Source organism: uncultured Mailhella sp. (assembly GCF_944324615.1).
Taxonomy (GTDB): Bacteria; Desulfobacterota; Desulfovibrionia; order Desulfovibrionales; family Desulfovibrionaceae; genus Mailhella.
This window is the reverse complement of sequence record NZ_CALUWY010000005.1, coordinates 50,515-72,817: the sequence shown is the minus strand read 5'-3', so window position 1 is coordinate 72,817 and position 22,303 is coordinate 50,515. Positions and strand designations below refer to the sequence as shown.

At 61.2% G+C, this 22,303-nt stretch carries 21 protein-coding genes; 15 read left to right on the top strand and 6 right to left on the bottom strand.

What is annotated here, in order from left to right; genetic code table 11:
- Positions 1-57: 57 nt before the first annotated feature.
- From Q0K07_RS02500 to hslV, 13 genes are all read left to right on the top strand, one after another.
- Complete coding sequence (locus tag Q0K07_RS02500) at positions 58-1,959, top strand: SurA N-terminal domain-containing protein (protein ID WP_294555950.1); 1,902 nt, start codon at positions 58-60, stop codon at positions 1,957-1,959.
- A 273-nt stretch (positions 1,960-2,232) separates the two neighbouring features.
- Complete coding sequence (locus Q0K07_RS02495) at positions 2,233-2,715, top strand: cytochrome c3 family protein (protein ID WP_294555947.1); 483 nt, start codon at positions 2,233-2,235, stop codon at positions 2,713-2,715.
- A gap of 176 nt (positions 2,716-2,891) precedes the next feature.
- A complete protein-coding gene (locus Q0K07_RS02490) occupies positions 2,892-3,644 on the top strand; it encodes a hypothetical protein (protein WP_294555945.1) in 753 nt (250 codons plus the stop codon).
- 115 nt (positions 3,645-3,759) lie between these two features.
- Positions 3,760-4,263 carry a hypothetical protein gene (locus tag Q0K07_RS02485; protein ID WP_294555943.1) on the top strand — a complete coding sequence of 168 codons (504 nt, stop codon included), beginning with the start codon at positions 3,760-3,762 and terminating at the stop codon, positions 4,261-4,263.
- A gap of 293 nt (positions 4,264-4,556) precedes the next feature.
- Positions 4,557-4,865, top strand: coding sequence for a YggT family protein (locus Q0K07_RS02480; protein WP_294555940.1), 309 nt, complete (start codon positions 4,557-4,559; stop codon positions 4,863-4,865).
- 62 nt (positions 4,866-4,927) lie between these two features.
- Positions 4,928-5,149 carry a DUF465 domain-containing protein gene (locus Q0K07_RS02475; RefSeq protein WP_077072431.1) on the top strand — a complete coding sequence of 74 codons (222 nt, stop codon included), beginning with the start codon at positions 4,928-4,930 and terminating at the stop codon, positions 5,147-5,149.
- A gap of 189 nt (positions 5,150-5,338) precedes the next feature.
- Entirely contained in the window at positions 5,339-6,619 is a 1,281-nt protein-coding gene (lysA, locus tag Q0K07_RS02470) for a diaminopimelate decarboxylase (RefSeq protein ID WP_294555935.1), read from the top strand.
- Between the two features lie 271 nt (positions 6,620-6,890).
- Entirely contained in the window at positions 6,891-8,312 is a 1,422-nt protein-coding gene (locus Q0K07_RS02465) for an MATE family efflux transporter (RefSeq protein WP_294555932.1), read from the top strand.
- Positions 8,309-9,211, top strand: coding sequence for a phosphatidylglycerol lysyltransferase domain-containing protein (locus Q0K07_RS02460; protein ID WP_294555929.1), 903 nt, complete (start codon positions 8,309-8,311; stop codon positions 9,209-9,211). The genes Q0K07_RS02465 and Q0K07_RS02460 overlap by 4 nt, the downstream gene beginning before the upstream one ends.
- Positions 9,212-9,299: 88 nt before the next feature.
- The gene (gltX, locus tag Q0K07_RS02455; RefSeq protein WP_294555927.1) at positions 9,300-10,691 is read left to right on the top strand and encodes a glutamate--tRNA ligase; all 1,392 of its coding nucleotides are present in this window, start codon (positions 9,300-9,302) and stop codon (positions 10,689-10,691) included.
- Positions 10,692-11,110: 419 nt separating this feature from the next.
- Positions 11,111-12,568 (top strand): cysteine--tRNA ligase, encoded by a 1,458-nt coding sequence (cysS, locus tag Q0K07_RS02450; protein ID WP_294555924.1) that lies wholly within the window; start codon positions 11,111-11,113, stop codon positions 12,566-12,568.
- A 26-nt stretch (positions 12,569-12,594) separates the two neighbouring features.
- A complete protein-coding gene (locus tag Q0K07_RS02445; protein ID WP_294555921.1) occupies positions 12,595-14,013 on the top strand; it encodes a M48 family metallopeptidase in 1,419 nt (472 codons plus the stop codon).
- Between the two features lie 160 nt (positions 14,014-14,173).
- Positions 14,174-14,713 (top strand): ATP-dependent protease subunit HslV, encoded by a 540-nt coding sequence (gene hslV / locus Q0K07_RS02440; protein WP_294555918.1) that lies wholly within the window; start codon positions 14,174-14,176, stop codon positions 14,711-14,713.
- A gap of 195 nt (positions 14,714-14,908) precedes the next feature.
- Here the strand turns inward: hslV and Q0K07_RS02435 are convergent, their stop codons facing one another.
- Complete coding sequence (locus Q0K07_RS02435) at positions 14,909-15,775, bottom strand: MerR family transcriptional regulator (protein WP_294555915.1); 867 nt, start codon at positions 15,773-15,775, stop codon at positions 14,909-14,911.
- 39 nt (positions 15,776-15,814) lie between these two features.
- On the opposite strand from Q0K07_RS02435, the gene Q0K07_RS02430 reads away from it, so the two are divergent.
- The gene (locus Q0K07_RS02430) at positions 15,815-17,029 is read left to right on the top strand and encodes an MFS transporter (protein ID WP_294555999.1); all 1,215 of its coding nucleotides are present in this window, start codon (positions 15,815-15,817) and stop codon (positions 17,027-17,029) included.
- A gap of 24 nt (positions 17,030-17,053) precedes the next feature.
- Here the strand turns inward: Q0K07_RS02430 and Q0K07_RS02425 are convergent, their stop codons facing one another.
- Entirely contained in the window at positions 17,054-18,031 is a 978-nt protein-coding gene (locus tag Q0K07_RS02425; protein WP_294555912.1) for a DUF1848 domain-containing protein, read from the bottom strand.
- Positions 18,032-18,353: 322 nt separating this feature from the next.
- On the opposite strand from Q0K07_RS02425, the gene Q0K07_RS02420 reads away from it, so the two are divergent.
- On the top strand, positions 18,354-19,532 hold the full coding sequence (locus Q0K07_RS02420) for a cyclophilin-like fold protein (protein WP_294555909.1): 1,179 nt from the start codon (positions 18,354-18,356) through the stop codon (positions 19,530-19,532).
- Positions 19,533-19,537: 5 nt separating this feature from the next.
- Here the strand turns inward: Q0K07_RS02420 and Q0K07_RS02415 are convergent, their stop codons facing one another.
- The 4 genes from Q0K07_RS02415 to Q0K07_RS02400 all read right to left on the bottom strand — a co-directional run bounded on the left by Q0K07_RS02415 (position 19,538) and on the right by Q0K07_RS02400 (position 22,301).
- Positions 19,538-20,218, bottom strand: a complete 681-nt coding sequence (locus Q0K07_RS02415) for an HAD hydrolase-like protein (RefSeq protein ID WP_294555906.1) — start codon at positions 20,216-20,218, stop codon at positions 19,538-19,540.
- A gap of 145 nt (positions 20,219-20,363) precedes the next feature.
- The gene (locus Q0K07_RS02410) at positions 20,364-20,777 is read right to left on the bottom strand and encodes a zinc ribbon domain-containing protein (protein WP_294555903.1); all 414 of its coding nucleotides are present in this window, start codon (positions 20,775-20,777) and stop codon (positions 20,364-20,366) included.
- 93 nt (positions 20,778-20,870) lie between these two features.
- Complete coding sequence (locus Q0K07_RS02405) at positions 20,871-21,719, bottom strand: hypothetical protein (RefSeq protein WP_294555900.1); 849 nt, start codon at positions 21,717-21,719, stop codon at positions 20,871-20,873.
- A 246-nt stretch (positions 21,720-21,965) separates the two neighbouring features.
- The gene (locus Q0K07_RS02400; RefSeq protein WP_294555897.1) at positions 21,966-22,301 is read right to left on the bottom strand and encodes an IscA/HesB family protein; all 336 of its coding nucleotides are present in this window, start codon (positions 22,299-22,301) and stop codon (positions 21,966-21,968) included.
- Positions 22,302-22,303: the final 2 nt, after the last annotated feature.

The following is a 22,303-nucleotide window of genomic DNA, read 5'->3' as shown; positions in this document are numbered from 1 at the left end:
GCCGGAATTTCCGGCCGGCCATGTGAACATCAATAACACAGCAAGCAAGGAGTCGTCATGCTGGACGGCATCAGAGCCAATGCCCAGTCGCTGGGCGTGAAACTGGCTTTCGGCATCATTATCGTGGTCTTCGTTTTCTGGGGCATCGGTTCCTACACCGGCCCCAAGGGGCTTGTGGCCTCCGTCAACGGCAAGAACATCACCGAGGTGGAATTCCAGCGGGCCTATGCCATGATGGAAGACAACCTGCGCCGTTCCATTCCCAACATGACGCAGGAAATGCTGGAAAGCTTCCAGCTGGAACAGCGGGTGCTTCAGTCGCTCATTCAGGAAAAGCTCATTGAGGACGAGGCGGAACGTGCCGGACTTACCATAAGCGCCTATGAGCTGCGTGCTCTGCTGGAACAGCTTCCCTACTTCCAGAAGGACGGCAAGTTCGATCCTGAAGTGTACAAGGAAGTGCTCAGCAAGAACCACATCACCCCCCGCCAGTTTGAAACCGACCAGGCGAAGTCCATGCTTCCGGCAAAGCTTCAGCGTCTGGTGACGGCCGGAGCCTATGTGTCCCCCGTCGCGGTGAAGGCCATCTTCGATTATGCGGCCGAACGCCGCCGCGTGGACTATATCCTGTTCCCCGCCTCCGCCCACAAGGACAAGGCCGCTCCTTCCGAAGAGGACATCGTGAAGACCTATGAGGCGCAGAGCGCCAGCTTCACGGTACCGCCCAGCGTGAACGTGGAATTCGTCCGTCTGGATCCGGCGACCATGGGCGATCCTTCCGCCGTGACGGAGGAAGAGCTCCGCGCCGCCTATGACGCCCGCATCGCGCAGTATACGGAAGAAGAAAAGATTCAGGCCCGCCACATTCTCATCCGCGTACCCGCCAACGCCCCCGAGGCCGACGTGAAGAAGGCCGAGGAAGAGATCAAGGGGCTGGAAGCGCGCATCCGCGGCGGCGAAGACTTTGCCGAAGTCGCCAGGAAGTACGGTCAGGACGGAACGGCCCCGCAGGGCGGTGATCTCGGCTGGTTTGCCGCCGGTCAGATGGTGCCGGAATTCTCCAAGGCCGCCTTTGCCCTGAAGGACGGGGAAATGTCCGCTCCCGTGCGCACCCAGTTCGGCTTCCATCTTATTAAGAAGGAAGGCCACAAGGCTGCCGTGACGCACGGTTTTGACGAAGTGAAGGACTCTCTGCGCGCCGATCTCGCCACCGAGGCCGCCTCGCACGGTCTTGAGGAAAAGGCCGACGCCGTGCTCGCCCAGGCCCTTGCCGGAAAGAGCATGGCCGAAGCTGCCTCCGCCGCCGCTTCCCCGGCCGTGAAGGCCGAGAGCACCGGTGTGATCTCCGCCGAGGATCTGGCTGAAAAGCTCAATATCCGCGACGTGGACGTGCAGAGCATCATGACTGCCGCCGCAGGTACGGTGCTGGATGCTCCCGTGGCTTCCGGCAATTCCCTGCTGGTGCTCAAGGTGCTGGAAAGCAAGCCGCAGAGCGTGAAGCCTCTGGAAGAGGTCCGTCCGCTCATCGTGGAATTCCTCACCGGTCAGAAGGCTGCTGAAATGGCCATGGACGAAGCCCGCAAGGCCCGCGCCGCCTTCCAGAACGGCAAGCCCGCCGAAGGCGCCGAGATCAAGACCAGCGAACCTTTCGGCCGCGACGGCAACATTGCCGACCTCATCGCCGACCCGGCGCTCGCCCAGGCCGCCTTCCAGGTGCCTGCGATAAGCGATGCCTGGCTCAACGAACCCTACCGCGTGCAGGACGGCGCCGTGCTTGCCAGAGTTTCCTCCATAGAGGCTCCCTCCGAAGAGGAGTGGAAGCAGGCGGAACCGCAGATGGTGGAACGCCTCGGCGCCGACAGAGCCGGCGTGATCTACCAGATTTATCTGACGCAGCTCGGCTCTCAGGCCACCATCAAGATGTATAACTCTCCGCTGCTTTCCCGGAAGGGCAGCTGAGGCATGAAGATGCCGCGATAAGGCCGGAGCCTGCGTGCGGTATCTTTTCCGGAAATGAGAAAAGCCGGGGCGCGGAAGCGCTCCGGCTTTTTCGTGCGGTGTTTTGTGCCGTGGGGCGGGGAGGGCAGAATATCAGGTTCTTCCCGGGGAAAGAGAGGTGTCCTTTGCGCTGCATCTCTTGACATTATTTCTGTTTTGGAAGTAACGTAATTCTGCTTATGCCTCTGCGGCGTGAGTTTTGGTTTCGTGTAAAGACCAGGAGGAGGTCACCCTATGAAAAAGCTGCTGACGTTCGGCTCCGCCGCTCTGATAGTCGCCGCTTTGGCTCTGCCGGCTGGCGCCGCGCAGTTCGCACATATCCCTGCCGGGCCCATTAAAATGGAATTGACCGACAAGCCCGTGTACTTCGATCATAATATCCATACCACGCAGGACTGCACGGCCTGCCATTCCAGCATGCCCGCCCACTTCCCCCCGCTGGCCGTCGATACGGAGAAGCAGTGCGCCGTATGCCATCACAAGGTGGCCGGAACCACTCCCAAGTTCAAGTGCGGCACCGCAGGCTGCCACAATCCTGAAGACAAGCAGGCGGAACGCAGCTATTTCAAGATCGTGCATGACCGCGAAATCTTCGGCAAGGGCCATGTGGCCGACTCCTGCCTCGGCTGCCATACTCAGGTAGCCAAGACCCGTCCTGAAAAGAAGCAGGCTCTCACCGGCTGTGCCGGTTCCGCCTGCCATCCCAAGCAGAACTAAGCGTTTTTCCGGTATTGCCCCGCCTGTCGAGGGGCGGGGCAAGCCGCAAGCAGCGTTTCTGTCGTTGTGTCCTGCCCCCGGAAGGGGGCTTTTTTTTGCGCTTACGCAAGACTTGCCTTTTATCGGCAGTTGTATATCTTTGAGCCACATTTTTCTGTTACCGCCAAGAGGGGATCATGGAAGAAAAAGCGTTTTCTTCGGAGCAGCCTGAAGAGGTCATCGAGCTTTTGGATATCGTGGGGCAGTCCGCCGGTGAAAAGACCGGTGCCGTGAGCGAGCAGGAGAACCCCGCGCCTCTGGCCGCCGGAGAAGAGACGGCTTCCGCAGAACCTGCGGGCGAGGAGCTCCTTGAGCTGGAGGCGGACGCGCAGGCATCCGTTCCGGAAGAGGAGGATCTGCCCGAGGAAAAGGTGGAAGAGCCGGTTCTTCAGGAAGAGAATGCCCCCTGTCCGGTCCCCGGAGAGGCGGATGCCCCCCGGGCCGTGGAACCTGAAGGCGGGGAGGGCGGCTGCGCCGCCTGTGAGGCGCGTCTGCGTGCGCTGGAGGAAAGCCATCAGGCCGCCGTGCGCGCTCTGGAAGAGCGCCTTGCCGCCGTGGAAAAGGCCTGTGCGGAACTGGCGGAGAATGTGGAAAGCCTGAGCCAGCAGCTGGCCCAGGCCGGAGCCATGTTCCTGGAAGATGCCTCCGTCCGTCTCAATATGGAAGAAATGGTCAGCCACATGCTCGATGCCCGTCTTCCCGCCCCCCTGGAGCAGGAAGAGGAGAGTCCTCTGAGCATGCAGGACCTTGCGGGGCGCATGGATGAGCTTGAGCGGCGCATGGATGAAGGGCAGGTTCACAGCGAACAGATGGCCGCCCTTGCCGCTGCAAAGATCATCCGCGAAGAGATAGCCGCCATGAAGGCGGCGGGCGTCCCTTCCGGCAACTGAAGTGTATTTCCGGCCGTATCTGCGGTCGTGAGCCTTCCTCAGGGAAGGCTTGGTATTCCCTTGTGTCGAGCGCAGGCCGTTCTGCGCCGAAAATCCATCTGGAGTTTTTCGTTTCATGAGTTCCTTTGTTACGGGCCAGATCATCGAGGCGCGCTGCACGCGCTGCAAGGATGTGACTGGCCATGTCGTCATGGCATGCCTGGACGGCGTGCCTGTCAAGGTGGAGTGCCGCGCCTGCGGCAGTGTGCATAAGTATGTCGCGCCCGAGGTTCATGCCCGCCCGAGGGGGGAGAGGGCCGTGCGCGTGCAGGGCGGGCACAACCGGGTGGAAGCCGGGGACGCCACCGTGAAGGCCGAAAAGCGCGCCGCCGCTCCCCGCCCCACCCGCGAACAGCAGCAGATGTCCCGCCGCATGGAAGAAAACGAGCAGCGCTGGAACAGCCTTGTGGCCGGAAGGGCCGCCGTTCCCGCCGCCTACAGCATGAACGGCACCTTTGCCGTGGATTCGCTGGTGGATCATCCCGTGTTCGGCACGGGCGCGGTGCTGGAGCTCTTTCCCCCGGACAAGATGGACGTGATGTTCAAAGACGGCGTGAAGCGTCTGCGCTGCGTCTGCTGATCCTTCAGGAAGAGCGATTTCTGCAGAGGGACAGGTTCAAAGGGCGGTTGCGCCGCGATCCGCCGTTCCGTGCCGTGCACGGCACGGAAGAAGGCGAGGCTTTTCTGCGGCGGATTCCGGCCTGAAGCGCATGCATCGGTGGCGGCGGTGTCGCCTCCGGCCTCCTCAGTCCGCCTTCATGCGGCGTTTCGGCGCAAAAGGCGCGAAAATTATGGACGGAATATCCATTTTTTGCTTGCATCCGAAGGCCAATCAGGCAACACTCTGAATACAGGACTTTTCATGGAGGCGCCATGTTCGTCTTTGCGAACCTTGTCACTACCGTTGCCGGGCTTCTGAGCCTGGTGATCAATCTTTACATCTTCGTCGTTATCGTGGCGGCTTTCCTTTCATGGGTGAAGCCCGATCCGTATAACGCCATTGTCCGTACCCTGAGGGGACTCACGGAACCGGTATTCTACCGTGTCCGCAAGGCGTTTCCCTTTGTCATGGTCAACGGCATCGACCTTTCACCCATCGTGGTGCTGGTCGCCCTTCAACTGTTAAACGGCGTGGTCGTGCAGTCCCTTCTTCAGCTGGGGCTGCGTCTGACCGGCGTGTAAATGTAGAGGAAGCCGGTCTGCCGGCTTGTTCCCTTCCACCCCAACGCAATGGAGTCTGTGCCATGGAAGAACGTGATCTCAAGATTGTGGAACAGTACGGCGATACTGATCCTGAACTGAAGACTCTCTGGGAAGAACACATGCTGTACGAAAAGCAGCTTGCCAAGTACGAAGGCAAGAGCTACCTCACCCCCAGTGAAGAACAGGAAGTGAAGATGCTCAAGAAGCAGAAGCTGGACGGCAAGACCCGCCTGGCCGCCGCTCTTGATAAATATAAGAAGTAAGACGCCCGGCCCTGCCGTTCCGGCAGGGGCGTTTTTTTGTCGGCCCGGGGTACGCCCCGGGCCGGATGTGGCCGTTCCCGCCAAGGCGGCGCGGCCATTCTTTTGTGTTTCAGGCCAAAGGCCATGGTTTGCCGTTCCATGCCGCGGGCCGGATTCCCGTCATTCTCCCTTCAAGGTACAAAAGAGAACATGGCAAACGTACGATCCACCTATACTGACAGCATGCATTTTTATGGGCAGGAAGACCCCCGTGAACTGGTCTCCCGTTTCGGCTCTCCCCTGTATGTGTACAATGAAAACATTCTGCGCGCCCGTTGCCGCGATCTTACAGGGCTCAGCAGCCTTCCCGGCTTCCATGTGAACTATTCCGCCAAGGCCAATACCAATCCTGCGCTTCTTCGCATCATCCGTTCCGAAGGCTGCGTGGCGGATGCCATGAGCCCCGGCGAGCTTCACATCAACAGCCTTGCGGGCTTCACGCCCGATGAAATCACCTATGTCTGCAACAACGTGAGCGCCGAAGAGCTGAAGAACGCCGCCGATCACGGCTGCGTGGTGAGCGTGGACTCTCTTGCCCAGCTGGAACTTTTCGGCAGCGTCTGCCCCGGCGGCCGCGTCATGGTGCGCTTCAACCCCGGCATCGGCGCGGGCCACAGCGACAAGGTGGTGACCGGCGGCAAGAAGACCAAGTTCGGCGTGGATCCGGACATGCTGCCCGAAGTGCGCGAGATCATTAAAAAGTACGATCTCTCCTTTGTGGGCGTGAACCAGCACATAGGTTCGCTGTTCATGGAGGAAGGCCCCTATCTCGAAGCCATGAACGTTCTGCTTGCCATGGCGGAAAAGCTGCTCCAGCTGGGCTACCCTCTGGACATCATCGACTTCGGCGGCGGTTTCGGCATGCCCTACCACAAGTACGAAGGGCAGAAGCGCCTGGATATGGAGGCCCTCGGCCGCGCCATTCACGAACGCCTTTCCCAGTGGGCATCCGCCACGGGCTACAAGGGGCGTTTCTTCATCGAACCCGGCCGCTATGTGGTGGCGGAATGCGGCGTGGTGCTCGGCACCGTGCATGCCGTGAAGAACAACGGACCCCACCGTTTCGTGGGCACGGACATAGGCTTCACCGTGCTTGCCCGTCCCATGCTGTACGACGCCTTCCACGATGTGGAAATCTACCGTGAAAACGGCAGTCCCTGCGCCGATACCATGGAACAGACCATTGTGGGCAATATCTGCGAATCCGGCGACATCCTCGCCAGGGACCGCATGCTTCCCCCCGTGGAGCAGGGCGATGTCGTCGCCATGCTGGATGCGGGAGCCTACGGCTGGGTGATGGCCTCCACCTACAATCAGCGCACGCGTCCTGCGGAAGTGCTCATCGGCGCGGACGGCAGGGCAAGACTCATCCGCCGTCGCGAAACGCTGGACGACCTGACGGCCCTTTTCGTGCCGGAACAGGAAGCCTGAGCGGGAATACCGCGTTTTTCAAAGACCCGTGCCGCGGCTTGCGGCACGGGCAGCATGGGGCCGCCTTGAGCGGCCCTTTTCCTCCCTGTGGGATGAGAAGCACAGGCAGTTGCGCCTTTTTCTGCGCGGAACAGGGCCGCGCGGAAAGTTTTTTTCTGCAAACAGGCAGGGCCGCCTTCAGGCCCGAAGTTTTCCTCCGCGCTCTTTTGCGGACGGAAACATGTTCTGCCCCGGCCTTTCCGGGGCGCAACCTCTGCATGAGGTTCCACCCATGCCAGCACTGTTTTCCTCCTTTTCCTTTCCGCGTCTCGGCGCATGGCTCCGGGAGGTGCCCTTCGGCACCATCTGGGGGCTTGTCTGGCCGCAGATGATGATGCTTTTCTGCAGCATCGTGGTGAACCTTACGGATATCTGGGCCGCAGGCCGCGTGGCTTCCGACGTGCAGGCCGCCGTGGGACTTTCCTTTCAGCTGCAGGTCTTTCTCATGGTGTTCGGCTGGGCCCTGGGCGCGGGGGGCATGGCCGCCGTCAGCCAGTCCATGGGCGCAGGGCGCTTTGGGCGGGCGCAGAATTATGTGAGCCTCGTGCTCATGAGCTGTGCGGCCGTGGCCTTTGTGCTTGCGCTGCTTACCTGGATTTTCCGCGGCCCGGTGCTCTTCGTGCTGCAGACGCCGCCGTCGCTTCTTCCCGCAACGGATTACATGGTGCGCGTCATGCTCATGGGGCTTCCCGCCTTTTACATCATGCAGGTGGGGGGCACGCTTTTCCGCGCGGCACGGCAGGTCATTGCGCCGCTTCTGGTGGCCGTGGCCGCCTGCATGCTCAATGTGTTCGGCGACTTGTGCTTCGGCCTGGGCTGGCTGGGCTTTCCCGCCCTGGGCATGACGGGGATAGCCTGGTCCACCTTCAGCGCCAACGCTCTGGCCGCCGTGCTTACCCTGCTTTTTCTGAAGAAGGGCGGACTGATAAGCCGCCATCTGCTGCCGCCTCTGCGGTGGCTCCGGAGCGGCGCTCCCTATCTCGTCAAGGTGGCGGTTCCGGCCTGCGGAAACAGCCTGCTCTGGCATACGGGCTATCTCGTCATGTACGCCATCACCGCCTCTCTGCCCGACGGGGTGGAGGCCCTTGCCGGGCTCACGGCGGGCAACCGCATAGAATCGCTGCTGTACATGCCCGCCAACGCCTTCATGGTCACGGCGTCCATTCTTGTGGGCAACGCCCTGGGCGCGGGGGACAAGGCCGGGGCAAAGCGCATCGGCGTGGTGCTTTTCCTCATTTCCGGTATTTCCATGAGTTCCGTGGCCGCCTGCATGTGGCCCTTCATTCCCGATCTGGCCGCATTTTTTTCCACGGAAAGCGCTGTTCAGACGCAGATTGTGAATTATCTGTTCTTCAACGTGCTGGTTGTGCCCTTCACCGTATCGGGGCTGGTGCTGCACGGGGTGATGAACGGAGCGGGTGCCACCATATATCCGCTCATCGTCAATACCGCGAGCATCTGGCTCATCCGCCTGCCCTTCGGCTGGGGCCTTTCCCGCCTTGTGTTCCATGACGCCTGCGGCGTGTACATGGCCATGTTCCTTTCCATGTCCATCCAGACTTCCGTCATGGTCTGGGTGTTCTTCCGCAAGGACTGGACCCGCTTCGCCATGGGCGCATCATCCTCCCATTCCAAGCATAAGGAGAAGGCATGAACCTTCCTGCCGGATATGTTCCTCTCACTCTTGATCTTTATGACGACTATCGCCGTTATTTCGAGCGCACGCCCGAGCCGACGGCGGATCTGACCTTCACCAATCTCTGGGGCTGGGCCGAATATTTCGGTCTCGGCATTTCGCCGCGCGAACATCTGTGCTGGATATGCCAGACAAAGCCCTTTGTCCGCTACTGGGCTCCCGTGGGGGACTGGGCGGCGGCGGACTGGAGCGCCCAGGAGGAGATACGCCGGGGCGTGGAGCTGATCCGCGTGCCGGACAGGCTTGCCGCCATCGCGGTGGAAGCGCTCGGCGACCGCGTGACGGCGGCGGAAGACCGCGATCAGTGGGAATACCTGTACGATCGCGAGGAACTCGCCCAGCTTCCCGGCCCGAAGTTCCACAAGAAGAAAACGCACGTCAACGGCTATCACCGCCGCTACGGCGAGGATTACCGACCCCTCGGCGGCGCGTCCAACCCCGACGGCATAGAGCATGTCCTGCAGCTTCAGGAAGAGTGGTGCCGGTGGCGCGACTGCGAGAACAGCCCTTCGCTTCAGGCGGAGAACGAGGCCATTTTCCGCGTGGTGGGCAACTGGAACCGCCTGCCCGGTCTGGTGGGCGGGGCGCTGTATGTGGAGGACAGGATAGGGGCCTTCGCCGTGGGCGAAAAGGTGGGGGACATGATGGTCGTGCACTTTGAAAAGGTGCAGGCGGAGCTCAAGGGTGTCTATCAGGCCATCAACCATTCCTTCGTCAACCATTCCGCACAGGGCGTATCCCTCATCAATCGTGAGCAGGATATGGGGGAACTCGGCCTGCGCCAGGCCAAGGAAACTTATAACCCGGTGGGCTTTCTGAAAAAAAGCCGGCTTGTCATCAAGGCGGATGCGGAGTAGTATCGTCTGCGCCAACGGAAGCGGCGGAAGTTTCGGCCCTCCGGCTTCCTTTTACATAACCTTCTGATCTTTTTTCGGGATGAGCTTCATGAAAATCGTTACGAGATTCGCTCCCAGCCCTACCGGCCATCTGCACATCGGCGGTGGCCGCACCGCCATTTTCTGCTGGCTTCTCGCCCGCCATTTCGGCGGCGAGTTCCGCCTGCGCATCGAAGATACCGACGCCACGCGCTCGAAGCAGGAATACACCGATTCCATTCTCGCCTCCATGAAATGGCTGGGCCTGGACTGGGACGGCGATCTGACCTACCAGAGCAGGCGCCTCGACATTTACAACGCCTATATCGACAAGCTGCTGGAAACCGGCCATGCCTACTGGTGCGACTGCACTCCCGAGGAAGTGGAAGCCATGCGTGAAGTGGCCCGCGCCAGAGGGGAAAAGCCCCGCTACAACGGCAAGTGCCGCGACAGAGGCCTCACCGCGGGCCCCGGCCGCGTGGTGCGTCTGCGTGTTCCCGATGAAGGCCGCATCGTCTTCAACGACATCGTGAAGGGCACCATTTCCGTGGATGTTTCCGAACTCGACGACATGGTGCTCCGCCGTACCGACGGCATGCCCACCTACAACCTCGCCGTGGTGGTGGACGACCACGACATGGGCGTGACCCACGTCATCCGCGGCGACGACCATGTGTCCAACACGCCCAAGCAGATTCTGCTCTACAACGCCTTCGGCTTCGAGGTGCCCACCTTCGGTCATGTGCCCATGATCTGCGGGCCCGACCATCAGAAGCTCTCCAAGCGTCACGGCGCCCGCGCCGTCATCGAATACGAGCAGGACGGACTTCTGCCCCAGGCTCTGGTCAACTATCTGGTGCGCCTCGGCTGGTCCCACGGCGATCAGGAAATCTTCTCCCTGAAGGAACTGGTGGAACTTTTCGACGGCAGCAACCTGAACAGTTCTCCCGCCGCCTTCGATCCGGAAAAGCTGAAGTGGCTCAACGCCCACTACCTGCGCAACACGCCGTTCCCCCAGCTTGCCGCCATGGTGCGTCCCTTCCTGGAAAAGCTGGGCTACGATGTGCCCGCCGAAAAGGTGGAGGCTCTTCTGCCCATGTATGTGGAGCGTGCATCCGACCTTGCGGCTCTCGCCCAGGCCCTGACCATTTACTTCAAGCCTGCCGAAGAGCTGGTGATCGAGGAAAAGGCCATGAAGGCTCTGAACGAGGACGGCAGGCATCAGCTTTCCGTGCTGCACGACATGATCGCCTCCATGCCCGAGTTCAGCGCGGAAGCGCTGGATACGCTGCTGCATGAATATGTGGAGAAGGGCGGGCTCAAGTTCAAGCAGGTGGGGCCGCCTCTGCGTTCCGCCCTTACCGGTCTTGCCGGCGGGCCTTCCGTCCATGACGTGATGGCCGCCCTGGGCCGTGAGGAAAGCCTGAAGCGCATTGAGCGCGCAGCCAGTCTGAACGCGTAGTCTGGATGCTTCCTTCATGCCGGCCGGCCCCGGGCCTCCGGCATGAAGGTACGGAGCAGAAAAGGGAGCGGCGCGGCCGTTTCCGCGCTCCGCAGGCCGGAAAAAGCGCTTTTTCGTTCATCCGGCCCTGTCCGTACTCTGGACGGGACCGGATGACTGCTTATTTAATACGGAAAGCGCGCCTCAGGGAGGGAAAGCTCTTTTCTGAAGGCGCGCAGGTGCAGTTTCAGCCGTCCGTTCTCCATCGGGAACGGAAAGGCGCGGGATGCGGGGAAATTTTTCCTGCATCCGGCAACATGAGTTCCGATAAGAGAAACGCGCGGCGGCAGACCGTTCATTTCTCCGCACCGGGAAGGCAGAGGAAAGTTGTCCTTCCGGCGGGAAAGGCCGCAGGAACGCCGCATAATGGGAGAATTCTCATGCAGTTGTATAATTCCATGACTCGCCGCAAGGAAAATTTCGAGCCCCTCAGGCCCGGCAGGGTGGGCATGTATGCCTGCGGCATCACGGCGTATGACCTCAGCCACATCGGCCACGCCCGTTCCGCCGTCGTGTTCGACGTGCTGAACCGCTATCTGCGCCATATCGGCTACGACGTGACCTTCGTGCGCAACTTCACCGACGTGGACGACAAGATCATCGCCCGTGCGATCCGCGAGGGAAAGACGAGCACCGAGATAGCCGAAACCTATATTGCGGCCTTCCATGAGGACATGGACCGCCTGAACGTGCGCCGTGCCGACATTGAACCGCGCGCCACCGAGTACATCGACGACATGCAGGATCTCATCCGTACGCTCATTGAGGGCGGGCATGCCTATGCCGTGCCTTCGGGCGACGTGTATTTCCGCGTCCGTTCCTTTAAAGATTACGGCAAGCTTTCCGGCAGAGATGTGGACGATCTCCGTTCCGGCGCGCGCATCGCCATCGGTGAGGAAAAGGAAGATCCGCTGGATTTTGCGCTGTGGAAGGCAGCCAAACCCGGTGAACCCTTCTGGGAAAGCCCGTGGGGCAAGGGCCGCCCGGGCTGGCACCTGGAATGCTCGGCCATGAGCAGGAAGAATCTCGAACTGCCTCTCGACATTCACGGCGGCGGTCAGGACCTCATCTTCCCCCATCATGAGAACGAGATAGCGCAGAGCGAGGCCTCCACCGGCAAGGAACTTGCCCACTTCTGGGTGCACAACGGTTTTGTGCAGATCAATTCCGAAAAGATGTCCAAGTCGCTCAACAACTTTAAAACCATCCGCGACATTCTGGAACATCGTCAGCCGGAAACCCTGCGCTTCTTCCTGCTGGGCAAGCATTACCGCAGCCCCATAGACTTCAGCTTCGAAGGGCTGGACGAGGCGGAACGCGCCCTGAAGCGCGTCTACGAATGCCTGCGCGACGCAAGGCAGGCGCAGAACCGCGCCTCGTGGAAGAAGGGCGACGTGCCGGCTTCCGTGCTTGATGAATTCGAGCCTCTGGAAAAGGGCTTCTTTGAAGCCATGGATGACGATCTCAACACCGCCGGTGCCCTGGGCCATGTGTTCGGCATGGTGCGCCTCATCAACCGCATTCTTGAAGACAAGGCCCTGCGCAACAAGGAAGGCATCCGCGCGCTTCTGGAGCGCTTTGATGCGCTTTCCCGCGCCTGGGCCGACGTGCTCGGCGTGTTCGGCACGGATCCTGCCGTTTTCCTTGAAGAGCTGCGCGATACCCGCGCACAGCGTGCGGGCATCGACATGGAAAAGGTGCGCGCTCTCATGGCGGAAAGGGCCGAAGCCCGCGCCGCGAAGGATTTCGCCCGTTCCGACGCCACGCGCGACGCGCTCATCGCCATGGGTATTGAAGTACGCGATACGCCCTCCGGCGCGGTGTGGGATATCGCCTGACGGGCCGGAAAGGCCGGGAATAAGACATGATGCGCGTTCGTCGCCTCATCGCCGTTGTCTGCATGGCGGGCATGCTGCTTTCGCCGTCGCCCGCCCTTGCAGGGCTTTTCGGTGATTTCACGCTTCAGGATGAAATGAAGATGGGCCGGGAATTTGAAGTTCTGGTCAAATCGACCATGCCCATCATTGAAGATCCGGTGGTGCACGACTATGTGCAGGATGTGGTGGACCGCCTCGTCAAGCCGCTGCCTCCCCAGCCCTACAAATTCCCGGCCAACGTGGTTCTGCACAATTCCCTCAACGCCTTTGCCGCGCCCGGCGGCTTCGTCTTCGTGTTTTCAGGGCTCATCATGCACCTGAACCATGAATCGGAGCTGGCGGGCGTGCTCGCCCATGAAGTGGCCCACGTCACCCAGCGGCATATTGCCGGGCGCATGGAAAGGGGCCGCGTCATATCCATGGCCTCCCTTCTCGGCATGGTGGCCGGTGTGGCGGCGGGCCTTGCCGGAGGCGGAAGCGCGGGCGGCGCGGCCATGGTGGGAAGCATGGCCGCAGGTTCCGCCGCCATGCTCAACTACAGCCGCCTGGATGAAGACGACGCCGACCGTTTCGGCCTCAGATATCTGGTGGATGCGGGCTACAACCCGAAGGGGCTGGGCGGCGCGTTCGAGGTGCTGCGTTCCCAGGACTGGGGCGGCGGTTCGGCCATGCCCGCCTATCTTTCCACCCACCCCGACCTGAACATCCGCCTTGCAAAGCTGAGGGCCGATATTCAGAGCATGCCGGCGAACCTGACAAACCGCAGGGAGGACGACGGGCGCTTCCGCCGTGTGCAGGCGCTGCTCTGGGCCCGCTACGGTGACGCGGCCCATGCGGAGCAGATTTTTGCCCGGGGAGGGGAGAAGGATTCCGTCTGCCTCATGGGCAGGGCCATGCTTGCGGCACGGCAGAACCGCATCAAGGATGCGGAAGGGCTGTTCGCTTCGGCTTTGAAGCTTGCGCCGAACGATGCCCTCATCCTGCGCGAGGCGGGTATTTTTGAATACACCAAGGGCGGCGACGTGACCCGGGCCCGCCGTTATCTGGAACAGTCGCTCCGCCTTTCCCCCGGGGATTATTACGCGGTGTTCTTCTACGCGCGCCTTCTGGACGATGCCGGCGACAGGGCCGGGGCCCAGCAGCGCTACCGCGAGGTTCTGCGCCATGTGCCGGAAGACAGTGAGGTGCATACCTATTACGGAAGGTCCCTCGGTGCGGTGAACAAGCTCTGCGAGGGCTATCTGCACCTTGCCTATGCGGCCCTCTACAGCAACGACCGGCGCCGGGCCGAAAGCTGGCTGGAAAAGGCGAAGGCCTCCGCGCGCAGCGCCGAGGAGAAGAAGGCCATTAAAACCTATGAGGAAAAGGCGGCGGCGCGCGCCAGGATCATGAAGGAAGCCCGCTGAGTCGCGAGGCATTCCGCTTTCATACAGACTCCGGGCGGAACAATGCCCGGCAGGAGACATTCAACGCAGGGCGGCGATATGTGAGAATCGCGGATACGTTTTCCGGCCTGAGCCGGAGATGGGCCGCCTTTCCCGCACGCTGCCCGACGCAGGAGACCATATGGAACTGAGAGGAACAACCATTCTGGCCGTGCGCAATGAACACGGCGTGGCCATCGGCGGGGACGGTCAGGTGACCATGGGCCAGACCATGGTGATGAAGCACACGGCCCGCAAGGTGCGCCGTCTGTACAGAGGCCAGGTACTGGCCGGTTTCGCGGGAGCCACGGCCGACGCCTTCACCCTGTTTGAACGTTTTGAGGCCAAGCTTGAGGAATCGGGCGGCAATCTTCTGCGCGCCGCCGTGGAAATGGCCAAGGACTGGCGGCAGGACAAGTTCCTGCGCAAGCTCGAAGCGCTTCTGCTGGTGGCCGATGCCGACCGCACGCTTATTCTTACCGGCACGGGCGATGTCATAGAACCGGATGACGGCGTGGCCGCCATCGGCTCCGGCGGGGCCTACGCCCTTTCCGCCGCGCGTGCGCTGCTTCGGCACACGCAGATGACGCCTTCGGAAATCGTGAAGGAATCCATGGCCATTGCCGCGGATATCTGCGTGTTCACCAACACGCATCTCACCATGGAAGTCATAGAAAAGTAGTCCGGCAGAAAAAGAGAAAAGCGGCGGTTCCCGTGAGGGAGCCGCCGCTTTTCTGTGCCCGATGCGCCGTGCCGGCCTTCGGGATGAGCGGTCATGCCCGCAGACTCAGGCATCCTTCCGGGCGGCAGGCATGGTTTTCCTTCCGGCTCACGGCAGGGGAGATGGAACGTTTCCGCCATGCCCGGCAGGGGGCGTTCAGGGGATGCGGGGGCCGCTTTGCAGGGCAGGCTCCTCTTGGGGCTGCTTTTTCACCCTCACCGCGTATTTTGCGACATAGACCTCGCCGGTTTCGGCAAGGGCGTAGTTCATCTGATCACAGGCGAACACGGGGCCGCACACACGCAGCCCCATGGCCGCTGTTTGTCTGAGCAGCGCATGGAAGGCCTCTTCGTGGCTTTCCAGGGTGCCTTTGTGGAAGAGGCAGGCATAGCGGCCTTCTTCCACGCGCAGAGCGTTCTTCAGGCTTGTGTTGTTCCAGGCGGCCGTGAAGATGTGGCAGATGCGGAAGCGGCCCTGCCGGGCGTCTTCTTCGGGAATGATGACGCCGAGGGGCGGGTCGATGGCGTTGCCGTCCGCCATGCTGTTCAGCAGGCAGGCGGAATAGCATTCCACGCTCGATTCCCTGTCGGTGATCTTGTCGGAGTCCACGGGGTAGATAAGTATGTCCTCCGCGGGCCTTTCTTCAAAGAAAAGTTTGTCCGTATCCGCCGCAAGGGCCTCTTCGCTCATGGCCGTGAGCTTTTTCAGCATGGAAAGCCGGTGCTCGATGCGCTCCTGTTCCTTCATGAGAGCGGCGATGCGTTCCCGGAACAGCGGCAGGAATCCCTCCTTTCCGCAGCAGGCGCGGCAGTTTCTGATTTCTTCCAGCGTACTGCCTCCTTCCTTCAGCAGGCAGATGAGGTCGAAGTCGAAATACTGCTTCATGCTGTAGCGGCGGTACCCGTTTTCCGCGACATAGGCGGGCTTGAGAAGGCCCTTCCTGTCATAGTGCAGGAGCGTTTCCCTGGTAGTGTGGCAGATGCGGGCGAATTCACCCACATTCAGAAAAGTTCCGTGTTCCACGATTTTCTCCTTGACCCTTGTGTTACCCGGTAGTTTACGCTGAACGGATGCTCAGGAAAAGCCGCCGGACAGCTCCGGCGCAGATCAAAGGAGAAGCATGGCATGCATCAGGCAGAATATTCCGTTGTCCGCGCGGCGTGCGCCTGTTTTTTCATCTGTCCCGGATTGGCCTACGGTGTCCTTACCTCCCGAATGCCCGCGCTGAAAATGCAGACCGGCGCCGATGAGGCCGAAATAGGCCTTCTGCTGCTCTGTCTCGGCCTTTCCAGCCTTGTTGCGCTCTTCTGCAGCAGCCGCGCCATTGCCAGGTGGGGTAGCGCGCGGGTATTGAGAACGGCCTCTCTGGCACTGGCCCTTGCCGTGGCGCTGTGTTGTCTTTCGCAGAGTCCGGTGCAGCTTGGCGCAGGATGCCTGCTGACGGGCATGAGCATGGGCCTTGTGGACGTTTCCATCAATACGCAGGGCATACAGATAGAAAGGCGCTACCGCTCGCGCTGCATGTCGTTCATGCACGCCGCGTACAGTTTCGGGGGCGTGACGGGTTCTTTGTCCGGGGCATTGTCTGCGGCGCTGGGGCTGAGCCCTTTTGTCAATGCCGTGTGCGTGCTGGGTGTGTACAGCTTTTTCCGCCTGTGGGCTTCCCGCCGCCTTCTGGACGATCTGCCGGAGGCTTCCCCCGGCAGGGAAAAGGCTTCCGGCTCTCTGCCGCTTTTCGTGGTGCTGTGCGGCGTGTTGTCCATGCTCGCCTACGCCGCGGAAGGTTCGGTGGCCGAATGGGGCAGTCTGCTGCTGTTCACGGTCAAGGGAGCGGGGGAGGAAACCGCCGCCCTTGTGTTTGCGGCCTTTTCTCTCACCACCGTGTTCTGCCGCCTTTTCGGCGACAGGCTCCGCAGCGGCATGGGGGATTTTCCGCTGCTGCTTTCCGGTTCCCTTCTGGCGTTTTGCGGCATGTTCGTGGTGCTCCGGTCCTCTTCGGCGGCGCTCTGCCTTGCGGGCTATGCCCTCATGGGGGCCGGGCTTTCCCCGCTGGTGCCGCTGTTTTTCAGCCGTGCAGGGAGCGTTCCCGGCATCAGCGCGGGCAGGGCAAGCGCCGTGGTTTCTCTGCTTTCCTACAGCGGACTGCTGTTTTTCCCGCCGTTTCTCGGCTTTGTCGCCCGTGACAGGGGGCTTCCCGACGCCTTGCTGATCGTGCTTGCTGCATGCCTCTGTCTTGCCGCAGGATCCGTGTTCTTCCGGGGCGGAAAAAAGCGCTGAACCCTCTTTAAAAAATGAGGCTCTTCAGAGCATAGCTTCGTGCTTTTCCGGCTGAGAGAGGCAGTATTTCATATGTTTTCTCACCAGTTCTTCCGAAAGGTTGGCGTAGCAGTAGGTGCAGAGGTGGGGGCAGGTGCTGTAGGCCCCGATGTCCCTGCTGGGGAAACAGTTGCAGGCCTTGCGCTGGCCTGAGTCCTTGTCGGAAGCCTTCTTCAGGGGCAGGAGGGAAAGCTGTTCTTTTTCCGGGGAGAGAATCTGCCGCAGTTCTTCATCCTCAGGGCACAGGCGGGCGATGAGCTTTTTGTCGATGCAGGCATTTTTTTCCATGCCCCAGGTGCCGAGGTCCATGGCTTCGGCACAGGAGGCAAGGGCGAGGGGATGCGGCCAGGAGCGGTTCATGTCCGCAAGGTTCCGGGCAAAGTATGCCATTTCCCCTTCGGAGGGGGCGCGGAAAGAGGGATCTGCCTTGTGCAGCGCCCGGGCCGTTTTGCGGTACATGTCCACAAAGCTGAATACCAGCTTTTCCGTAAAGGGGGAAAGTTCCCGCCCCAGGCGCTCCAGCCGTTCCAGAACCGTGTCCACCTCCATGCCGCCGCCGAGAATGACGGGATCGAAGCGCCAGATGACGCGCTGCGGCCCGATGAGGTCGGCCAGACGCTGAAAGGTGTCGATTCTCGCCCGCAGGGAGGGAAGATGCGGCTCCAGCTTCTCTTTTTCGTAGTCGTTCAGCGTGAACTGAAAGTAAAAGGAAAAGCCTGCGTCGCCTATGGCGGCGAGATGTTTCAGAAAAGGGGCCGGATCCTTGCTCCAGAAAACGATGACGCGGGTCTTTTCAAAGGAAATGAGGCTTTCCTGCCTTACGTTGAACGGATTTTTCCGGCGGCAGAATCCGGCCTTCAGCCTGCCCATGAACCACGCGCCGTGGAAGGCGGGAATATCCGTGGCGCGGCTTGCGGAAATGACGAGGGGCGTTTCTGCGCCGGGAATGTGCGTGCGTGTCATGGTTTCTCCCCGGCAGGGCCGGTTCAGCGCGCTCCGGCAGAGGTCGGAACGTGTTTTACGGGGTACGGCCACACGGCGGGCCGCAGGTTCCGGCAGGGATGCGCGTTCTGAAGGATGTGTTTCTGGTGGAAGCATACGCCGTTCTGCGCCGAAGGTATATCCCGCCTCCTTGTTGCCGCTTCATGGATGCGCCGGAAGAATCGGGCAAGAATTTGCGAGAAGCGTATCTTCAACGGGCAGGGGGAAATCGCGTATCTTTTTCTCATGCCGGGTTCCTGCCGGAAGCGCATCCGGCGGAAGTATCCGGCATGAGGAGAACACCATGAAAAAAGCGGGCAGACTCCGGCTTGACGGAGTGATGGCGGCATTGTTTCTTCTGCTCATGGCCGGTCGCCATACGGGCAATGCGGCTCATGAATGGCTGGGCGTGGGCCTGGCGTGCCTGGTGGCGTGGCATGTATGGCTGAACAGACACTGGTTCAGCACCCTTTTCCGGGGCGGATACCCTGCTTCCCGCATGCTCCGGCTTGTGGTGAACGGGCTTCTTTTTCCGGCATTCTTGTGCGCGCTGTTCAGCGTTCTGCCCATTTCCCGCACGGTGTTTTCCTTCCTGGGACTGGAAGGCGGCATGTTTTCAAGAACGCTGCATGTCTTTTCCGCGCACTGGGCCTTTCTTCTCGCGGCGCTGCATGCGGGGCTGTATGTGCGGAGAGTCATGCCTTCCGGAAAGGTAAGTTTTTCTCCCTTTGCACGCAGAGGATCGGGCTTTGTCTGCGCAGCCTTTGCCCTGTACGGCGTGCACGCCTTCCCGGAGCGGGACATGGAATATGTGCTTACCATGCGGAGCGCCTTCATGGCCTGGGGAGGAGAGGACGGCGCCTGTCTTCTGCTCATGGATTACGGGGCCATGTTCTTTCTTTTCGCCTGGGCGGCATGGATGTGCTCCCGGCCGGGCAGGGAAGGGGCGCGACATGCCGCTGCGGCGCTGCCTGCCGCAAACGGCGAAGCTCTGCGGGAAACATACGGAAAAAGGCACGGACGGACTTTTGTGAACAAGGAGTGTGCGATGAAAGGAATGATGCGTATGCTGGCCCTTGCGGCCGTGATGGGACTATGCGGTCATGCTTCGGCCGCCGAGGATGCCGGGCAGAAAGTGCGCGTGCTGTTTGCGGACGGAGAAGCCGTGGTGCGCCTGGAGGATCATCCGGCATGCAGGGATTTTGCGGCCATGCTGCCTCTGACCGTGACCTTTGAGGATTTCAACGGTACGGAAAAGATCGCCTATCTGCCGGAAAAGCTGGATACGGAAAAGTCCCCCGCAGGCTGCGATCCTTCGGAAGGAAGCTTCACCTATTATGCTCCCTGGGGCAATCTTGCCGTGTTCTACCGTGATTTCCGTCCCTCCAGCGGGCTTGTTCCCCTGGGGAGAGTGGAATCCGGCATGGAGCACTTTGCCGGGCTGGAAGACGGCGCTTCCGTCCGGATGGAGCGGATGGACTAGGCGCCTCAGCGCCGCATGAGGGAGCCGAGCTCCTCCACGCTCTGCGCGAGCCACGATGCCCCGGCCTCGGAAAGTTCCTCCCGGCTGCCGAAGCCGTAGAGGACGCCGAGGGCGGGGATGCCGTGTACACCCGCGCCGAGCACGTCGAACTTGCGGTCACCGATCATGACGCAACCTTCGCCATGGGAAAGGCCGAGTTTTTCCATGGCATAGCCTATGACGAGCTGCTTCTCCACCCGTTTTTCCTCCACGTCGCCGCCGGCCATGAGGAGAAAGGCTCCGGCCATGTCGAAGCGCTCCAGGATACGCACGGCGAACACTTCCGGCTTGGAGGTGGCAAGCACCAGCTTGCGGCCTTCCGCCTGCCACGCGTAGAGCAGTTCCCTGATGCCGGGATAGGGCACATTCTCATACATGCCCTGCTGTCCGTAGTATTCCTGAAAGTATTCGATGGCCTTGTAGGCCGAGGGAAGATCGAAGCCGTAGTGGCGCATGAAGGAATCGTAGAGAGGCGGTCCGATGAAGGGATAGAGCCTGCGCGGGTCTTTTTCATGGATGCCGAAGCGTTCCAGCGCGTACATCACGCCCCGGGTAATGCCTTCCGAAGGGTCGGTCAGGGTGCCGTCGAGGTCGAGAAAAAGGTATTCGGCCAGGGAAGGGGAGGAAAGGGGCGTGGAAGAAGGCATGGATCACCAGAAAAAACGCAGCAGCTGCGCGTAGAAGTGCCACCGGCAGAAGCGACTGCCGGAAAAAGAGCGGAACGGAAAAACGGCAAAGGCCGCAGCAGAGCCCTCCTGCATCGGCAGAGGAGAGCACAAGGTCACGGGCGCGTCATGATGCGAGCCAGGCCACGAGGCTCCAGCAGCAGAACCAGGAAACGATCTGCAGAATCAGCGGATTGATGGAACGGCCCATCATCATGAGCTGTATGTTGACGGCAAAGGTGATGACGCGTGCTATGCCCGCGAAAACCAGAAAGCCTATGCAGGCCAGCAGGCCGAATTTCAACCCCATGGCAAAGGCCAGAGCAAGGGTGATGATGCCCATCTGGCAGGAAGGCAGGATCTGGTTGGAATGGGACTGCATGAAGACCACGCGCTGGTGGAAGGTGCCGTGCTGTTCCCGTCCGGGGCTGTCCATCAGTTCCGCATCCACGACTTCACGGACATGGATGACGGGCTGGCCGCAGCGGGGGCAGGAGGTGCTGTTGTCGGGAATGTCGGCATGGCAGTTGGGGCAGAGCATGGAGGAAAGCCTCACAGAGTGGATGTGTGAACAGGATGGGTTAACTCTAATCATCCTGTGCCGCTTGGCAAGGGAAAAGGGCGTCCTTCTCTGTTACAAAGTGTGACCGGAGGGCAGAAGGCCGGTGAGGTCGGTGCGGCCGTGCGCGGTCATGCGTACGGGGCCGCCCACCCAGACATCCCAGCCTTCGGGTCTGTGTTCCATGCGCACGCTCAGCTGGAACCCGCTGGGCTGGCGTATGGCACAGCGCGTGACGTGAAGGCTGTGGTGCAGCGCCAGAGCACAGGCCAGCGTGCCCGAACCGCAGGCGCTTTCGCGGCAGAGGGTGGCGGTGTCGCGCACCCATACCACGGGATAAAGCTCCGCCTCGGCGTTGTCACCGTCCTTTTTCAGGCCCGAGAGCCACAGATGCCCCACGGCTTCCTCTGCGGCGACACCGCATGTTTTGCGCTGTCTTTCGCAGAACAGGGGCAGTTTGTCCTGAGAAGGGACGGAACCTTCCTGCACAATGTGAATGATGCCGGGAATGCGCAGGAGCCTGCCCTGTTCCGGGAGCGTTTCCGGCACGGGCAGGGAGGCAAAGTGCAGGCAGGCTTCGGCAAAGGGCAGCTGATCCGGTTCAAGGCGCACGTGCACGGCCACGTCGCCGGGCACTCCGGAAACTTCCACGCTGCCTGAGTATTCATGGCCGTTTCCCGCAAGAAGCCCTTCCTGAGCAAGAAGCACGGCAAAGGAGCGCGTGGCGTTGAGGCAGAATTCTCCGCCCATCATGTCCAGCCGGGGCCTGCCCGAAAGGCGCACATAGCCCACCTGTTCCGCACCGATGTGCTGGTCGCTCATGACCGCGCCCGCCGCCTGAGCGCGCATATTCCGCGGGAAATCCTCGGCTCTCAGAAGAATGGTCGGATTTCCGCCGGGGGTGATTTTCCAGAATTCGTACATAGGCTTTCCTTGAAGCGCATGTCTGCCGGAATATGCCGGAGGCCTCAGCAGGGCAGGGAGACATGCCGGAAGACACGGCGTGTGGCCGGGAAACGCCGCATGGCGGGGAGTATGCCCTGCCTCCGGCGGAAGATGAAAAGGCCGCCATGCTTGCGCACGGCGGCCTGTCATGCGGGAATCTTCCCCCGCAGGTGCGGCATGGCCGCTTGCGGAACCGTTGGAAAAACGGCTCCGCCGGGGAAGGCATCAGTGGTGGCAGCCGCCGCCACAGGTGCCGGTGCCGCAGCTGGAGCAGCCGCAGCCGCCCATGCTGGGCAGGGGAATTTCAGGGGTGACGAGGAAGCCCATGGGGCTGGCATCGACCGTGGCTCCGCCTATGGTAGCCCACAGATCCTTGGTCGCGCAGAAGGTGTAGCCATCCTGTTCGGTGACGAAATCCCGTTCGTTGGGATCGTCAAGAGCCAGACCGATGCGGGGGCCGCTGCACCCGCCGGGGGCGAGATACAGACGGATGGCGGATTTTTCCTTGTCGGCGAAAAAGGCGTCAAGTTCAGTGCGGGCGCTTTCGGTGAGAGTAAACACAG

What these genes read in the sequence shown, in the direction of transcription:
- Q0K07_RS02500 (WP_294555950.1), top strand. Translation starts at nt 58, where the DNA reads ATGCTGGACGGCATCAGAGCCAATGCCCAGTCGCTGGGCGTGAAACTG.
- Q0K07_RS02495 (WP_294555947.1), top strand. Translation starts at nt 2,233, where the DNA reads ATGAAAAAGCTGCTGACGTTCGGCTCCGCCGCTCTGATAGTCGCCGCT.
- Q0K07_RS02490 (WP_294555945.1), top strand. Translation starts at nt 2,892, where the DNA reads ATGGAAGAAAAAGCGTTTTCTTCGGAGCAGCCTGAAGAGGTCATCGAG.
- Q0K07_RS02485 (WP_294555943.1), top strand. Translation starts at nt 3,760, where the DNA reads ATGAGTTCCTTTGTTACGGGCCAGATCATCGAGGCGCGCTGCACGCGC.
- Q0K07_RS02480 (WP_294555940.1), top strand. Translation starts at nt 4,557, where the DNA reads ATGTTCGTCTTTGCGAACCTTGTCACTACCGTTGCCGGGCTTCTGAGC.
- Q0K07_RS02475 (WP_077072431.1), top strand. Translation starts at nt 4,928, where the DNA reads ATGGAAGAACGTGATCTCAAGATTGTGGAACAGTACGGCGATACTGAT.
- lysA (WP_294555935.1), top strand. Translation starts at nt 5,339, where the DNA reads ATGGCAAACGTACGATCCACCTATACTGACAGCATGCATTTTTATGGG.
- Q0K07_RS02465 (WP_294555932.1), top strand. Translation starts at nt 6,891, where the DNA reads ATGCCAGCACTGTTTTCCTCCTTTTCCTTTCCGCGTCTCGGCGCATGG.
- Q0K07_RS02460 (WP_294555929.1), top strand. Translation starts at nt 8,309, where the DNA reads ATGAACCTTCCTGCCGGATATGTTCCTCTCACTCTTGATCTTTATGAC.
- gltX (WP_294555927.1), top strand. Translation starts at nt 9,300, where the DNA reads ATGAAAATCGTTACGAGATTCGCTCCCAGCCCTACCGGCCATCTGCAC.
- cysS (WP_294555924.1), top strand. Translation starts at nt 11,111, where the DNA reads ATGCAGTTGTATAATTCCATGACTCGCCGCAAGGAAAATTTCGAGCCC.
- Q0K07_RS02445 (WP_294555921.1), top strand. Translation starts at nt 12,595, where the DNA reads ATGATGCGCGTTCGTCGCCTCATCGCCGTTGTCTGCATGGCGGGCATG.
- hslV (WP_294555918.1), top strand. Translation starts at nt 14,174, where the DNA reads ATGGAACTGAGAGGAACAACCATTCTGGCCGTGCGCAATGAACACGGC.
- Q0K07_RS02425 (WP_294555912.1), bottom strand. Translation starts at nt 18,031, where the DNA reads ATGACACGCACGCACATTCCCGGCGCAGAAACGCCCCTCGTCATTTCC.
- Q0K07_RS02420 (WP_294555909.1), top strand. Translation starts at nt 18,354, where the DNA reads ATGAAAAAAGCGGGCAGACTCCGGCTTGACGGAGTGATGGCGGCATTG.
- Q0K07_RS02415 (WP_294555906.1), bottom strand. Translation starts at nt 20,218, where the DNA reads ATGCCTTCTTCCACGCCCCTTTCCTCCCCTTCCCTGGCCGAATACCTT.
- Q0K07_RS02410 (WP_294555903.1), bottom strand. Translation starts at nt 20,777, where the DNA reads ATGCTCTGCCCCAACTGCCATGCCGACATTCCCGACAACAGCACCTCC.
- Q0K07_RS02405 (WP_294555900.1), bottom strand. Translation starts at nt 21,719, where the DNA reads ATGTACGAATTCTGGAAAATCACCCCCGGCGGAAATCCGACCATTCTT.